General features: G+C 60.2%; 17 protein-coding genes. 2 read left to right on the top strand and 15 right to left on the bottom strand.

Annotation, left to right across the window (positions count from 1 at the left end):
• Positions 1-1,757 (top strand): hypothetical protein (locus tag NKH50_RS28600; RefSeq protein ID WP_352882521.1); only part of this gene is annotated, 1,757 nt, incomplete at its 5' end.
• On the opposite strand, the gene NKH50_RS28595 is transcribed toward NKH50_RS28600, so the two are convergent.
• The 3 genes from NKH50_RS28595 to NKH50_RS28585 are packed head-to-tail and all read right to left on the bottom strand — an operon-like array spanning position 1,742 to position 3,067.
• Entirely contained in the window at positions 1,742-1,885 is a 144-nt protein-coding gene (locus NKH50_RS28595; protein WP_352882519.1) for a hypothetical protein, read from the bottom strand. The two genes, NKH50_RS28600 and NKH50_RS28595, sit on opposite strands and share 16 nt — an antisense overlap.
• A gap of 32 nt (positions 1,886-1,917) precedes the next feature.
• Positions 1,918-2,901 (bottom strand): aldo/keto reductase, encoded by a 984-nt coding sequence (locus NKH50_RS28590; protein ID WP_352704716.1) that lies wholly within the window; start codon positions 2,899-2,901, stop codon positions 1,918-1,920.
• 10 nt (positions 2,902-2,911) lie between these two features.
• Positions 2,912-3,067, bottom strand: coding sequence for a YjiS-like domain-containing protein (locus NKH50_RS28585; protein WP_352740934.1), 156 nt, complete (start codon positions 3,065-3,067; stop codon positions 2,912-2,914).
• A gap of 235 nt (positions 3,068-3,302) precedes the next feature.
• On the opposite strand from NKH50_RS28585, the gene NKH50_RS28580 reads away from it, so the two are divergent.
• Positions 3,303-4,172 (top strand): LysR family transcriptional regulator, encoded by an 870-nt coding sequence (locus NKH50_RS28580; protein ID WP_352704712.1) that lies wholly within the window; start codon positions 3,303-3,305, stop codon positions 4,170-4,172.
• Positions 4,173-4,326: 154 nt separating this feature from the next.
• On the opposite strand, the gene NKH50_RS28575 is transcribed toward NKH50_RS28580, so the two are convergent.
• The 12 genes from NKH50_RS28575 to NKH50_RS28520 all read right to left on the bottom strand — a co-directional run bounded on the left by NKH50_RS28575 (position 4,327) and on the right by NKH50_RS28520 (position 13,683).
• Positions 4,327-4,758 (bottom strand): MBL fold metallo-hydrolase, encoded by a 432-nt coding sequence (locus NKH50_RS28575; protein WP_352779195.1) that lies wholly within the window; start codon positions 4,756-4,758, stop codon positions 4,327-4,329.
• Between the two features lie 52 nt (positions 4,759-4,810).
• Positions 4,811-5,161 (bottom strand): MurR/RpiR family transcriptional regulator, encoded by a 351-nt coding sequence (locus NKH50_RS28570; protein WP_352704708.1) that lies wholly within the window; start codon positions 5,159-5,161, stop codon positions 4,811-4,813.
• Between the two features lie 5 nt (positions 5,162-5,166).
• Positions 5,167-5,991 carry a 3-methyl-2-oxobutanoate hydroxymethyltransferase gene (locus NKH50_RS28565; RefSeq protein WP_352882516.1) on the bottom strand — a complete coding sequence of 275 codons (825 nt, stop codon included), beginning with the start codon at positions 5,989-5,991 and terminating at the stop codon, positions 5,167-5,169.
• A gap of 2 nt (positions 5,992-5,993) precedes the next feature.
• Positions 5,994-6,128 carry a hypothetical protein gene (locus NKH50_RS28560; protein ID WP_352882514.1) on the bottom strand — a complete coding sequence of 45 codons (135 nt, stop codon included), beginning with the start codon at positions 6,126-6,128 and terminating at the stop codon, positions 5,994-5,996.
• A 5-nt stretch (positions 6,129-6,133) separates the two neighbouring features.
• The gene (locus NKH50_RS28555) at positions 6,134-6,439 is read right to left on the bottom strand and encodes a MocE family 2Fe-2S type ferredoxin (RefSeq protein ID WP_352704704.1); all 306 of its coding nucleotides are present in this window, start codon (positions 6,437-6,439) and stop codon (positions 6,134-6,136) included.
• Positions 6,440-6,450: 11 nt separating this feature from the next.
• Positions 6,451-7,410, bottom strand: a complete 960-nt coding sequence (locus tag NKH50_RS28550) for a sugar phosphate isomerase/epimerase family protein (RefSeq protein ID WP_352704702.1) — start codon at positions 7,408-7,410, stop codon at positions 6,451-6,453.
• Positions 7,407-8,411 carry a Gfo/Idh/MocA family oxidoreductase gene (locus tag NKH50_RS28545; protein WP_352704700.1) on the bottom strand — a complete coding sequence of 335 codons (1,005 nt, stop codon included), beginning with the start codon at positions 8,409-8,411 and terminating at the stop codon, positions 7,407-7,409. Before NKH50_RS28545 ends, NKH50_RS28550 begins: the two co-directional genes overlap by 4 nt.
• Before the next feature lie 138 nt (positions 8,412-8,549).
• Positions 8,550-9,344, bottom strand: coding sequence for an ATP-binding cassette domain-containing protein (locus NKH50_RS28540; protein WP_287219718.1), 795 nt, complete (start codon positions 9,342-9,344; stop codon positions 8,550-8,552).
• A 58-nt stretch (positions 9,345-9,402) separates the two neighbouring features.
• Positions 9,403-10,425 carry an ABC transporter permease gene (locus tag NKH50_RS28535; RefSeq protein ID WP_352704698.1) on the bottom strand — a complete coding sequence of 341 codons (1,023 nt, stop codon included), beginning with the start codon at positions 10,423-10,425 and terminating at the stop codon, positions 9,403-9,405.
• A gap of 9 nt (positions 10,426-10,434) precedes the next feature.
• Positions 10,435-11,445 (bottom strand): ABC transporter permease, encoded by a 1,011-nt coding sequence (locus tag NKH50_RS28530; protein WP_352704849.1) that lies wholly within the window; start codon positions 11,443-11,445, stop codon positions 10,435-10,437.
• A gap of 134 nt (positions 11,446-11,579) precedes the next feature.
• Positions 11,580-12,545, bottom strand: a complete 966-nt coding sequence (locus tag NKH50_RS28525) for a sugar ABC transporter substrate-binding protein (protein ID WP_352509023.1) — start codon at positions 12,543-12,545, stop codon at positions 11,580-11,582.
• Between the two features lie 91 nt (positions 12,546-12,636).
• Positions 12,637-13,683: a sterol desaturase family protein gene (locus NKH50_RS28520; protein ID WP_352740937.1), complete on the bottom strand. Its 1,047-nt coding sequence runs from the start codon at positions 13,681-13,683 to the stop codon at positions 12,637-12,639.
• Positions 13,684-13,844: the final 161 nt, after the last annotated feature.

Raw genomic sequence — 13,844 nt, 5'->3', positions numbered from 1 at the left:
AGCCCGATCCCACCGGCAGGTGGGGCACCTACGCAACCGCTGAGAACCTGAAGGCGGAATCCGACTGGATCCATGAGCATTTTCCGGGCGCCAAGACCTTCATCACCATGATGAATATGGGATCCCCGACCAATCCGGATTTTACGAACACCTACAATCCGGCCAACACGCATATCGACTATTTCGGAATAGACCCCTATCCGGTGCGCACGGGAACGGACACGGTCGATTACGACATGATCGATCGAGCCGTGGCTGCAGCGGTGAAGTCGGGCATCCCGGCTAACAACATCGTTCCGGTATATCAGGCCTTTGGCGGCGGTAACTGGGAGACTTCCGATGGCGGAAGACATGTCATGCCCACCCCCGAACAGATGCAAACCATGATCGATCATTGGGCCGCATTGGTTCCGACGCCCGGCTTCGACTACACCTACAAATGGGGAACGCAGAACGGCGACACCGCGCTTGAAAGCTCCTCCGAATTGCAAGCCGTTTTCCGGGAGCACAACCTCGCTACCACCGGGGCCGAACCTTCCGACACCAGCGACGGCAGCGCTGCCGCGACACCCCCTTCCGATGCCGCCGCCAGCGATAGCAGTTCGACTGTGACTGCCCCATCCCATGACGCCACCGGCGACAACACTTCGACTGCGACTGCCCCTTCCCATGACGCCACCGGCGATATCAGTTCGACTGCTACGGCCCCTTCCGACGCCACCGCCAGCGATAGCAGTTCGACTGCGACTGCCCCTTCCCATGACGCCACCGGCGATATCAGTTCGACTGCCACGGCCCCTTCCCATGACGCCACCGGCGATAGCAGTTCGACTGCCACGGCCCCTTCCGACGCCACCGCCAGCGATAGCAGTTCGACTGCCACGGCCCCTTCCCATGACGCCACCGGCGATAGCAGTTCGACTGTAACTGCCGCTTCCGACGACGCCACCGGCAATACCAGTTCGACTGCCGCGGCCTCTTCCGAAGCCGCGACGGGCGATAGCAGTTCCACTGCAACTGTGCCTTCCGCTGCCACCGCTGCCGATAATAGCTCTACTGTGGCCGCCTCCGACTCCAACACCAGCCATGGCACTTCTACTGCGACTGCTACCGCCGTCGCCCCTTCCGACGCCAGCACTAGCGATAGTAATTCTGCTGGAGCTGCGACTTCCCACCGCACGGCCAGTCACGGAAAGGCCACCAGTGATGCCTCCCATGCAAGTGCAAGCACCGAAAAAATGGCGGGCCATAGCGGCAACGACACCTCCCATGTCGACACTGGCGGCAACAAGATGGACGATTTGGGCAGCGGCGTTGACCGGGTGCTGGCTGTGTTGAGCCATGCTCTTTCTGCCGGCTCGGAGTTTCTCGCCACCGACAATCACTCCGACAGAACGGCAACCAACCTGACCGGCCATGGGTTCGCCCAGACCGTCCAGAGCGGTGAAAATGTCGGGGCCCAGGCAAAGAACGGCGCCGCCGCCGAGATCATGTCGGGTCACGGAGGCAACGATGCCTTCGACTTCAGCAAGCTTCAGGACAAGCTCCACCTCGATCAAGCCGCTCTTACCGAGCTTAAGTCGAGCGGGCTTTCATTGCATGCGTCCCCTGCTGGTACGACCACCGATGATGGTTCCCATCACATCATCTTTGACAGCTCAACCGGGTCGCTCTCTCTCGACAGCGACGCGGCGGGCGGCGCAGCTCAAGCGCAGCTCGCCACCCATCTCCCGTTGCAGCATCACTCTTTGATCTGAAAACCAGAGCGGCGGACCTTCAACTCGAGCGTGTCCGCCGCTCCGTCCTTGTTCAATTGCGCCACGGAAGCTTGATCAAGGAAGATACGATATCGGCTGACATCAGACAGATCGGAGTTGGCCGGCATATCGCCAATGCGAATTTCGGCGCCGCCACACCCTAAGCGGTCTCGGCAATTTTCAGCACGGCGTCGATCTCGGCCATCACCGCTACCGGCAGCGGCCCTTTCTCCAGCGCACCGAGATTGTCTTCGACCTGCTCGGGCCGCGTGAACCCGGGAACCGGCAGGGCGATTGCCGACTTGGCGAGTATCCAGCCGAGTGCGCCTTGCGCAAGCGTGCGTCCGCCCGAGGTGAGCAGGTCGCGGATTGCCGAGAGCCTTGACAGATGGTGCGGGTTGGCGGCGCCATCCCTGAAAAATACCATCCATTCGGCATTGCCGCCGCGCACATCGTTGGTGGGCAGCCGCATGGCCGGCGTATATTTGCCGGTGAGCAGCCCCATTGCCAGCGGCAGCCGGCTGAACGAGACGAGGTTCTCGCGCGCCGCAACGGCCATCAGCCCGTTCGCCGGGGTAAACACATTGAAGTCGTTCTCTACGGCGACGAAGCCCTCGCGCGGCGCGTAGGCGGCAAGCCGTTCGCGGTGATCGGTGCTCCAGCCGAAGCCGCTGATCTTGCCCTCCTGGCGCAACAGGCCGAGCGTATCGAACACCTCGCCGGCGCGCTCGATCGGATACTCGTTGATATGTAGCAGCACGACGTCGATACAATCGCGCTGCAGGCGCTGCCGCGAATTGTCGATCGATGTCCGGATCGCTGCGGCAGAGGCATCCTCGGGAGCAATCTTGCGCGTTTCGGGATCGCCGAAATAGCCGACCTTGGTGACGATGACGGCTTCGTCCTTACCCTTCAACGCTCGCCCGAGGATCAGTTCGGCATTGCCGGCGCCATAGGCGGCCGCCGTGTCGAACACCCGCGCGCCGATCTCATAGGCCATCGCCAGCGCGGCTTGCGACCTGATGTCGTCGACCTCGCCATAGGTTGTCGCCGTGTCACGCCAACGCGCGGGGCCACCCGCCGCCCAGGTGCCGATGCCAATGCGCGGTACCGAGCGGCCATCCCAAAGCTCAATCATCTGCATGCCCGGTTCCTCAACGACGCACGCTGGCGTGACGGGCATGCTCGCGGATCTCTTCGCGAGAAATGCCAGCATCCGCAAGTGTGCTGTCTGGGGCCCGCCTCAAGCTCGCAAGCGTCTGGCGATAGGCAAGCCAGCGGGTGAAACGGTGTCGAAGTTCATCCAACATGATCGTCTCCTTTGGCGTGGAGAATGCCCGCGCGCTTGGGTTGGTCGAAAGCGCAAAGCATCGGCGCGAAGCGCATGCGCGATCGAAAAGATTGCGGTGGCTTCTTAGCCAGCCGAGGCGCTTGTCACTGTCCCGCCAAGCAAGATTGTCCAACGCGCCCAACGCCTGCATACTTGCGCATGATGCCCGCTTCGCGCTACAGCCACGGTCGCAAGGAGTTTTTCATTTCTGCAAAATGGATATCGGCTGGGACGATCTGAGGTTGTTTCTCGACGTTGCGCGGCTGGGTGGCTTGAGCGCAGCGACGGGAACCACGCGCCTCAGCGCAGCCACCCTTGGACGACGCGTCACCGCGCTGGAAAAGCAGATCGGCGAACCTCTGTTCGTGCGCCAGCAGACCGGCTACCGGCTGACCCCGGTCGGCGAAGAACTGCTGCGGCGCGCCGAAGACGTCGAGGCAGCAATGCAGTCGCTGACCCGCTGGCGCGAGGGAAACCTGCCCGACCGCATTGTCCGCGTCTCGGCCGGGCCATGGACGTCGGCCTTCGTTTCCGCCCATATCGGCGAGATCTGGACGGTCGATGACGGCATAAGGGTGGAGCTTGTCACCACGACCGAGCGGGTCGACATCGGCCACCGTGCCGCCGACATCGGCATCCGCAGCGAGCGTCCGACCGAGCAGTGGCTGGCCGGCCGTCAGAGCGGCAAAGTCGCTCACGCCATTTATTCCGGACGTCACCTGATCAACGGCATCGCCGCTGGATTGTTCGTCGGCGTCACCGGCGAAGGCGCAAACGTTGCATCGGCGCGCTGGCTGCAAGCCCATCACGGCGACCGCATCGCCGTACGCGGCAACAACACCCATGCGGTGCGTGAACTGGTGGCCGCCGGCGCCGGCCTTTCGGTCTTTCCGTGCTTCGTCGCTGACAGCGATCCGCGGCTGGTTCGCGTCGCTCAGCCTATCCCCGAGCTCGAAACCGACCAATGGATCGTCACCCATCACGAGGAACGTCACTCGCCGCCGGTACGAAAAGTCGCCGAGCGGATTGCCGCCTTGATGCGGGCGCACCAGCCGCTGTTTCGCGGCGAGACGCCGATCCGGTAAGCCTCAGGCGTCGATCGGCCGCCAGTGGATCAAGAATCAGATATTTTGTGGGCCGGACGATGTGCCCGCCGTTGAGGACTCCGGAGTGAGGCGCGCTGCTCGTCGAGATCCTTGCCCTGGGCGAAAAGAGCGGTACCAATCAGTACCGGGCCGCCTATCCGGTCACTCGTCCTCCTGCCGGCTCATAGCCGTATGCTTCGCCCTTACGCACCACGCGGCCGATGCCCGGCCAGCCAAGGTGCGCGCCTGCGATCCACGTCCTCGCCTTGGCCGCGTCACTGACAACCTTTAGGCGGGTTGCGCGCGCCGTCGGCTGATCGTCGTCATAGCCCCAACTGAACGCGGGATTGCCGAACTGCAAGGCTGGCACATGAACGACGTCCCCGAAGAATAGGAAACGGTCCTCGTCGGTGTCGAACGCGTAGCCGGTATGACCGGCAGCATGACCCGGCAGGGCGACCGCCCTCAATCGCTCACCCACCTGGTCGCCATTCTGGACAGGCTTCAGCAGGGGCCGGAACTGCGCAAGGTGCGCGTAAGCGAAAAAGCTCCCAACAGCCGCCTCGGGAATTACGATCGCCGTCAAGTTTGGAAAGAGCACTCGGCCGTCGGGGGTCAAAAGTCCGTGCACATGATCCTCAGCAGTTCGCCTTCACGTATTCTTCCTGAAGTTTGAATCGAAGCAGTATATGATTTCGGAAGCAGCTCTGCATTTCCACAAACGACCCAAACCCGAGACGCGATGCAAGTCGGGACACGGTCGCGGGAGATACATGGCATCGGCGCGCGATTGCGGCGGCATTTTCGAAAGCCACGTAATCCGGCTCCGCAAATATCACCCGGGCGACAGCCTCCGACTTCTCCGGAAGTGTCAGTTCCCTTTTGGCAATCAGCGCTTTGAGCTCGTCAAGCGATGGCGCTCGGCGGTTGTCAACTGATACGCGCTGTCGACCGCATGTCCGTGAGGGATAAGATGAGCCCACAGACATAGTTCTCAACCTTTAACTATCTTCATGAAGATATCGAACTCGGCATCCACAATCGGAACCGTGTGCTCGTAACCGGGATATCTGCCTGAATCGACGTCTGCCTTGTAGTCCTTAAAGGCAGCGACGCGCTCGTCCTGAATCTTCTCCAGCTCAGGGCCAAGGTTTCGATAAACTTTTCCGTGTCGCGGCTGATGGTTCTTGCCGTAACCGCAAACGTCTTCTGTGAAGAGGTACTGCGCATCGGCATATTTGCCAGCGCCCATGCCTAGCATGACAAGCGAGGAGTTTTCGGTGAGGAATTTCGCGACGCGATCTGGGATGACTTCCAGCTCCGCGCCGAAGACTCCTATTTGCTCCAGCTTTTGGGTGTGCCGCCAAATGCGCACTGCTTCGTCCGCGGTCTTGCCGACTGCGCGCCAACCCGTCCAGGTGATATAAGACGGCACTAGGCCGATATGGCCAACGACAGGAATGTAGTTGTCGCATAACGTCTTCTGGATGTCGTATGACGCCGCACAATAAAAGGCGTCGCCGCCTGTGCCGGCAAAGTGGAACGCTGCACGCAGATAGTCCTCCGCTGTTGCGAGCGGGCGGCCCGCGAAACTCCCATAGCTGCCATATGGCAAACCGACTTGTACGAAACAATCGCCGGCTGCTTGGCGCATTTCCGGATCGAAATATCGACCTTCGATGGAGAGCATATGGATGCCGGCAGCGGCTGCGGCAGCCGCCTCATCCGGCGTGCTGACGAAGAGCATGGAGATTTTCTGTCCGCTCTTCTTCATCTTGCGGATGTCCTCGACATGAGGACGGTTGTGATACATGCCCATAATCAGCCTCCGCAGGGGATCAGGCCGTCAAACAGCGCCTTGGCGATGAATGGCCAATTCATTTCGGGGCGCCAAGTAATCGGGCGGTCGCGCCAGAGCATCTCGGCGCAGGCTGCAAGCTGGAACGGCTGGTCCATATGGCTCAGATCTCGATCATGACGCGGCCATTTTCGACCTTCGTCTTGTACGTCTTGAGATTCTCGCAAGCGGGCGGGGTCTCTACGTCGCCGGTCGTGAAGTCGAAGACGGATGCGTGTTTAGGGCACTCCACTGTATTCCCCATGACGAGGCCGTCAGCGAGATGAATACTCTCGTGCGTGCAAAGCCCGTCGGTGCAGAAATATTCGTCCCCGTCATTTCGAAAGATCGCAAAGGTGCGACCGCCATGATCGAAGCGCCTGGCTTCCTCGGCTTCGATGTCGGCGGCACAGGCGTCGATCCAAGGCATGGAATCTTCCTTCAGATGGCTTGCGGTTTGTAATCGGCGGGGGCGGACGGCATGACCCCCTGCAGCAGCGCCACGGACTTTTCGAGTCCCTCCAGAGAGTTCAGGAGGACGTCTTCATGCTCGATGGAAAGCCAGCCGTCATAGCCGGCCATCTTGAGGCGATAGCAGAATTGCCGCCACCACTCCTCCCCGTGGCCGAAGCCAAGCGTGATGTAGCTCCATGACCGGGCCGGAAGATCCATCAGGCTGCCATTCTCGAGCAGAGATGTCGTCGCCTGCACCGGTGCGTTGAGCATCGTGTCCTTGGCATGAACGTGATAAACGGCCTCGCCGAGCGCCTGGGCGGCCACAAGCGGATCGGCACCCATCCAGAACAGGTGGGAAGGGTCCAGATTGGTGCCGATGATCGGTCCGACCGCCTGCCGTAGTTTCAAAAGCGAGGGTACGTTGTAGACGCACTGGTTGCCATGGAGCTCCAGCGCAATGCGCTCGACGCCGTTCGCGTTCGCAAGCGCGACGATCTCGGTCCAGAACGGGATCAATTTCTCTTCCCACTGGTATTTCAGGATGGTCTGCGTTTCCGGAGGCCAGGACGAGACGATCCAGTTAGGTATCGTGTCGGTAGCATTGCCGGCCGGGAGCCCGCTCATGGTGCAGACGGTACGGATGCCAAGTTCGCCAGCGACACGGATTGTGTCTCTCAGCCCTTCGCCCTGGGCCGGGTCGGTTGGGTGGAGCGGATTGCCATTTGCGTTGAGGCAGATGATCTCAAGCCCACGCTCCTCGAATGCTCCAACGAAACGTTTCTGGCCTTCTTTGTTGCCCAGCATGGACGAAAGCCGAAAATGCGGTGCCGTGGACCAGCCACAGGTGTTTACCTCGACGCCGGAGACACCCATGCGCTTCGCATGATCCAGCATCGTTTCGAAGGGCAGGTTGCTGAGGCTGTCTGAAACGAAACCCAGCTTCACGCGTAAAACTCCGGCTTTGCGATCATTTGAACAGGTACGCGGCGGCCCTCATGCAGCGCCTTCACGCCCGCCTCGGCAACGATGGCGGCGCAATAACCGTCCCAGCAATTCGCTGCGGTTGCGGGGAACTCACCAGTCATGACGAAGCGTAGGAAGTCGCGGTTCTGCCGACGGTAGGCATCGGCATAGCGGGTCCGCCAGTCGGAGTCGTAGCTCGTGCTCTGTGTAAGCGCAGAATCGATGCGAGTGTAGGCGACGTTGTTCATCGCAACGGTGCCCCGCTCGCCGATCAGCTCGGCACGGACATCGTAACCATAGGCGGCATTGTTGTTGATCTCGATGTTGACGAGTTGGCCATCGACCGTCTCCAGCACCATGAAGACAGGCGCGACCCGGGCATCTGAGCGCTTCGGCTGGAAGGCCGAAATCGACGCATATTCCGTCGAGAGCACATAGCGCACGACATCGAACTCGTGTGGAGCCGAATTGGTGATAGCCATTGCGCCGGTGAAATCTGCAGCCGGCGTTTCGACATTCCGGTGAAAATTGTGCATCATCAGGGGCCGGCCAAGGCGGCCGTCTGCGAGCGCCCGCTTAATCTCTTCGTAGGAGCGATCGTAGCGCCGCATGAAACCAAGCTGGACGAATTTCGCGCCCGACTTCTGTTCTGCCTCCATCACCGCGATACAGTTAGCGGACGCTTGGGAGAGGGGCTTTTCGCACAACACACGCTTGCCGGCGGCAATACAAGCTTTCGACAGCGGCGCATGCGTGGCATCGGGACTCGCCACGATGATTGCGTCCACGTCCTTCCGCGCGGCAACGCCTTCTGGATCGGTGGAGATGTCGAGCGCACCAAAGGTGTCGGCAACAGTGCGGGCACGCGCCTCATCCATGTCGCACACCAGCTGAAGGCTTGCTCCGGGAAGGTCTTCCGCCACTATCCTGGCGTGGTCGGCGCCCATGACACCGGCACCGATCACCGCAATCCGTATTGTCATATTTCTTCTGCTTTGTTCGACGTGAAGAGGCTGGTGGCGCCAAGGGTCATCAGGGCCGGTCGAAGGCAGAGGTTTCCCGAGGAAAACGATCGGGCCGCCCGCCCATCCAGCTCGAGAGGCGGCGCATTTTCATTGTGATCATGCATGCAATTCATGTTCGATTTCCGCCTCGAGGTCAGCCATGGTTTCACCGCCGGCCATCAGATCGGTGATCTCCTCGCGGGTTTTCTCGCGCTTCCGGAAATCGGCGGCGATCGCACCGCGAATGAGGACGGCGAAATGGTCTCCCACCGCCATCGCGTGCATCACCTGGTGGGTGATGAAGACGACCGCGAGACCGCGCCGCTTGGCTTCATTGACGATGCGCAGCACGTGAGCTGCCTGCTTGACGCCGAGCGCTGCTGTCGGCTCATCGAGGATCAGAACGCGAGCGCCGAAATGCACGGCGCGGGCAATGGCCAAAGACTGGCGTTCCCCGCCTGACAGGCCACCAACAAGCCGGTCACCGTCGTCGATACGCGTGATGCCGAAATCCCGCACCGCTTTCACCGCGATCTCGTTGGCGCGCTTGCGGTCGTAGATCTTGAACGGACCCCAACCCTTTGTCGGCTCCAACCCAACGAAGAAGGAGCGGCCGATGCTCATTAAGGGGAACGTTCCGCCGAACTGGTGCACGGTGGCAATGCCCCGCTCCTGCGCAGCGCTCGGACGGTCGAAGCTGACCGCCTTTCCGTCCATCAGTATCTCGCCGCTGGTCGGCTTGTGGACGCCTGCCAACACCTTGATGAGAGTGGACTTTCCTGCGCCGTTGTCGCCGAGGAGACACAAGACCTCACCCCGGCGAATTTGCAGCGAGATGTTATGCAACACGTCGATCGGGCCGAAAGACTTGTTGACATTTTTCAGTTCGAGAATGGCAGGTTTTTCGCTCATAATTATCGCATCTTTCGTTCTTCCAAGCAGTCGCTGATCGCAACTGCAGCCGCATCGCTCAGTGCTGTATGGGTGCCCTCGGCACGCTTTGTTTTGAACCTCGCCGGTAAGACAGAGCCAGTTCCCGGAATGCCTGATTCATCAGCACCGCCGTCAAAAGCATCACGCCGATGATCAGGTTCGACCAGTTCCGGTCGATCTGGGTGAAGTAGATGCCCTGGCTGACAATGGCGAACGTGATGGTACCGACGAAGATGCCGATGACCGAGCCGAACCCTCCCGTGAGCAGCACGCCGCCGACCACCACGGACACGATCGCGTTGAAGATGAAGTTCATTCCGCCGGAAACCTGGGCCGAGTTGAACAGGATCGCCTGGCACATGCCAACGAATGTGGCGCTGACGGCGGACAGCACGAACAGTGCGATGGTCATGCGGCTTGTCGGAATGCCTGCATTGCGGGCGCTGACGCGATCGCCGCCCATTGCAAACAGCCAGTTGCCAAAGCGGGTCTTGTGCAGCACGAAGCCAATGATGACAGCGAACACCACCCACCAGACGATGATGACCTGGTGGCTTCCACCGATAAGCTGTCCGAACAGGAATTTGGCCCATTCGGGCGCGGTGACGGCAACGCTAGCGTTGCCAGTTAGCAACACGGACCCACTGAGCACCAAGCCCTGCATCGCAACCAGGGTGGCGAGCGTAATGATCAACGAAGGCACCGAGGTGCGGATCGTCAGCAAACCATTGACAAGGCCGACCGCCACACCGACCGCCAGGGCGCCGGCCATGCCCACCGCGATGGGCAGGTCATAGTAGCCGCTAAGGATGGCGGTGGTCATAGAGCCCGCGGGAATCAATGCGCCGATGGAGATGTCGAGTTCACCCGAGATCATCAGCAGACCGACCGGAATGGCGACAATGCCGAGATTGGCGGCGAAGTTCACCCAACTCGCCGCCCCAAGGAGTGTGCCCAGGTCCACGCCACCGAAAAATACGAAGAACAGCACCACCCCGATCAGGCTGAGGATCGAGCCTGCTTCCGGGCGGCGCAACAAGGATTTGATTGCCTCAGTCATGGCGGTCCCTCAAGCCTTCTTCGATGAGTAGCTGAGCGCCAGCTGCCGAAAGGTGTCGTTGGTGAGTACGGCGATCAGGAGAAGCGCGCCGATGATGACGCTTCCCATGTTGGGATCGATACTCGTGAAGTAGATGCCCTGGTTTACGATAGAGAAGGTGATCGTGCCGAACACGATACCTACGACAGAGCCAAATCCGCCGGTAAGCAGAACGCCTCCGATGACTACGCACATGATCGAATTGAAGATGAAGGACTGCCCAGCCAGAACCTGAGCGCTCTGGTAGACCATCACCTGGCTGACTCCGACGAACGCGGCGGAAAACCCCGAAAGCATGAATAGACCGATGGTAAGCCGCTTGGTGGGGATGCCCGCGTTGCGCGCGCTCTCCTTGTCGCCCCCGAGTGCATAGATCCAGTTGCCCACGGGCGAGATGTGGAGGAGCCAGAGAAGGGCGGCGATGTAGACGAGCCACCAGAGAATCGTCACTTGGAACATGCCCCCGAGATATTGGCCGAGAAGCATCTTCGTGAGTTCGTCGGGTACCAGCGAGACACCGGTGCTGCCGGCGATCATCACAGTAAGGCCCAGCGTCAGGCCCATTGTGCCGAACATCGTTCCTATTGTGATTATCAGGGACGGGATCGCGGTTCGCGTGACGAACACGCCGTTGATTAAGCCGATGGCGAGACCGAGCCCAAGGGCGGCCGTGATGCCGAGCCAATCAGGCAGGCCATAGTAGCCGGATATGATCGCGGCCGTTAGAGAGGCCGCGGGAATCACGGCGCCGACCGAAATGTCCAGCTCACCAGCGATCATCAGCAGCCCTATCGGCAGAGCGATGATGCCGATCTCGGAGGCGATGCTCAGCCAACTGGCCGTACCGGCTGCTGACAAAAAGCCACTGCCTCCGAATATGGCGAAGAACAAAAAGACTGCGACCATGCCCAGGAACGAGCCCGTCTCGGGCCGCCGTGCCAGACGACCTGGGGCCAGTCCAGAACGGCCGCGATTTGCCATCGGCGTTGGGGTGGATGTCACGGGATGTGCCGTCATGGGTAATCCGCGAGTTATCGAGCGCCAAAAATTGCGGTCGCTATGGAAGTAGAATGCACTGGCCGCCCGCCTCACACGGCGGGCGGCCGTAAGGACACCTAGCGCGCGCCGGCCTTCACGCCCGCAATGGTCAGCTCGACAGTGTTCTTGTCGATGATACCAGGACCGGTGAGGATCTCGCGCGTCGGCACAGTCAGCCCGTAGTTTACCTTGCCATTCAAGATTGAGACGGCGAGATAGCCTTGCCAGTAGCCCTGCTGGTCGATCGCGCAGGCCTGTTTTCCATCCTTGATGTTGTTCAGGATGGTCTCGTCAAAGTTGATGCCGCAGAGTTGAACCTGCCCGGCCTTGCCGGCCTGGGTAATACCGTTCATGGCCGAATTGGCGTCGACATTGCCGATGGTGAACACCGCGGTCACGGCTTGATGCTGCAGCAGATAGGCCTTCACCGCCTGCGCCACTGCTGTTGCCGAGCCGAAGGAGGTAGCTGGCAACGGCAACACATCGGCCTCGCCGCCGCCATTCTTCATCCCTTCCCTAAAGCCACCACAGTAGGCCTCGATATTGGCCGCACCCGGCAGTGTGTTGATGCAGACGCCTTTCTTGTTGCCGGCCTTAGCGAGATACTCGCCGCCGGCGACGCCACCTTTGTAATCGTCCGAGCCGACATAGTTCATAGCGCCGAGGCGATCAGCCGCCTGCAAACCGCCGGCATTGTAGATAACAAGCGGAATGCCAGCGTCCACAACCGCCTTGAACGCCGGATCCATGGCTTCCGGCACCCAGTCCGGACCGACAATGGCGTCGGCCTTCTGGTCGATGGCTTGGCGGATCAGTTCGGCCGCGTCCACACCCAGATTGTCGTAGTTCTGCGGCCCGAGCCAGGTGACTTTACCACCTTGAGCTTCGACCACCTTACCGGCGTCTTCGGCACCACGCTTGACGATTGACCAGAATGGATCGTCCGGCTTGCCGCCGATAACGAAGATGTCGGCGGCGAGCGTGCTGCTGGTGCTGTACGCAGCCAGCACTGCTGTGGACACAAGTATCTTGAAAAGCTTCATAGTCTTCCTCCCGGTTTACCCGCCCCGCGGGTTTGAAAAAAACATGGCTGATCCGCCCCCTCCTCTGGGCACACGAAACAGCGGCGGTTGATTACTCTGCCGGCATGTCAGAGGCCCTGCCGTCGGAGGCTTCCTGCTTGGCGCGGAGCTTTTCCTTCTTCTTGCGGAAGCGCGCCTTCATAGCCTGGTCAGCTTCTTTGCTACCGTCGTGCCAAGTGCCGAAAAGCTTATCGAGAGGGACCAGACCGTCACCGCCGTAGTTCACCTCGAAATACTTGTGGTGCAGGTAGTGGACGTAGGAATGGCTATCGAGCTTGACCTTGTCGGTGAGTTCGAAGGTTTCAAACCCAAGATGGCCATTCACCGCGCCGAAGCCGGCCCCATGCAGCGTGAAGTACGCGCAGACCGGGTTGGATGGGATCAGCAGGTGCAGCCAGGCCTCGGCATGGTAGAGGAACCCCTCGACCGGATGCATGGACAGCGACGACCACGGACTGGGGTTGATCGAGTTGTGGTGAACCGAATGAACCCATTTGTAGAGGGGCGGCCAGTGGATCGCGCGGTGCAGGAAGAAGAAGTACACTTCGTGCACAGCCGGAGCGATGATGACGAGGAACGACAGGTACAGCCAATGCGTCGTCCACGGCAGCCAGACGGCCCAGCTGTTCGCGTATGCCCATAGCATCACGATTTCGACCACGGTCCACAGCGGTATGGTGATGAAAAACGACCGGCTGAAATTGTCGATATTCTGGCTCTGAAACCAGAAGACGTCGGACGGCGCGTCGGAGGGGAATTTCGGATTATACTTGAAGCGCGTCTCTTGCTTGCGCTGGATGTAATAGCGCAGCTCAAAGAATCCGTAGAAGAGAAAAATGCCCCCCGCGTTCAGCCCGTAAAGCCAAAGGTAGTTGAGCAGCGAAAAGCTTGCCAGGCTGTCCCAGCTCGGGATGAGCAAGTTGACCCAGATGATTGCCGTGGCCATGTGGAACGCGTTCCAAGGCCAAAGAAACTCGGGAATCCAGGCTAGTACCTTTTTGGCGTTGAACGGGCGATGCCAGATCGGCACCGGCTCGGCGCGGCGGTGCGGGACCCAGTTTCCGCGTTTGTCGCGCATTCCATACTGAAGGTCATCCATCTTAACAGCCTCCCGACCGACCATCCAATCGGCCTTGAACCAGTTCGGGCTCTAGTGCGGAGGCGATTCATATCGGAGGCTTGATATCATCGGAATACAAAAATAGTATGGAGATCGCATTCGTATCATTTAGTGGCAATCATGATGATACAGCATTGGGA

It is taken from the genome of Mesorhizobium sp. M1027 (assembly GCF_040318745.1).
Lineage (GTDB): Bacteria > Pseudomonadota > Alphaproteobacteria > Rhizobiales > Rhizobiaceae > Mesorhizobium.
This window is presented reverse-complemented; position numbering and strand designations above follow the sequence as displayed.

Bases quoted from the DNA above. Each gene is read 5' to 3' on its own strand.
- NKH50_RS28595 (WP_352882519.1), bottom strand. From the start codon at position 1,885: ATGCCGGCCAACTCCGATCTGTCTGATGTCAGCCGATATCGTATCTTC.
- NKH50_RS28590 (WP_352704716.1), bottom strand. From the start codon at position 2,901: ATGCAGATGATTGAGCTTTGGGATGGCCGCTCGGTACCGCGCATTGGC.
- NKH50_RS28585 (WP_352740934.1), bottom strand. From the start codon at position 3,067: ATGTTGGATGAACTTCGACACCGTTTCACCCGCTGGCTTGCCTATCGC.
- NKH50_RS28580 (WP_352704712.1), top strand. From the start codon at position 3,303: ATGGATATCGGCTGGGACGATCTGAGGTTGTTTCTCGACGTTGCGCGG.
- NKH50_RS28570 (WP_352704708.1), bottom strand. From the start codon at position 5,161: ATGTCTGTGGGCTCATCTTATCCCTCACGGACATGCGGTCGACAGCGC.
- NKH50_RS28565 (WP_352882516.1), bottom strand. From the start codon at position 5,991: ATGGGCATGTATCACAACCGTCCTCATGTCGAGGACATCCGCAAGATG.
- NKH50_RS28560 (WP_352882514.1), bottom strand. From the start codon at position 6,128: ATGGACCAGCCGTTCCAGCTTGCAGCCTGCGCCGAGATGCTCTGGCGC.
- NKH50_RS28555 (WP_352704704.1), bottom strand. From the start codon at position 6,439: ATGCCTTGGATCGACGCCTGTGCCGCCGACATCGAAGCCGAGGAAGCC.
- NKH50_RS28545 (WP_352704700.1), bottom strand. From the start codon at position 8,411: ATGACAATACGGATTGCGGTGATCGGTGCCGGTGTCATGGGCGCCGAC.
- NKH50_RS28540 (WP_287219718.1), bottom strand. From the start codon at position 9,344: ATGAGCGAAAAACCTGCCATTCTCGAACTGAAAAATGTCAACAAGTCT.
- NKH50_RS28535 (WP_352704698.1), bottom strand. From the start codon at position 10,425: ATGACTGAGGCAATCAAATCCTTGTTGCGCCGCCCGGAAGCAGGCTCG.
- NKH50_RS28530 (WP_352704849.1), bottom strand. From the start codon at position 11,445: ATGGCAAATCGCGGCCGTTCTGGACTGGCCCCAGGTCGTCTGGCACGG.
- NKH50_RS28525 (WP_352509023.1), bottom strand. From the start codon at position 12,545: ATGAAGCTTTTCAAGATACTTGTGTCCACAGCAGTGCTGGCTGCGTAC.
- NKH50_RS28520 (WP_352740937.1), bottom strand. From the start codon at position 13,683: ATGGATGACCTTCAGTATGGAATGCGCGACAAACGCGGAAACTGGGTC.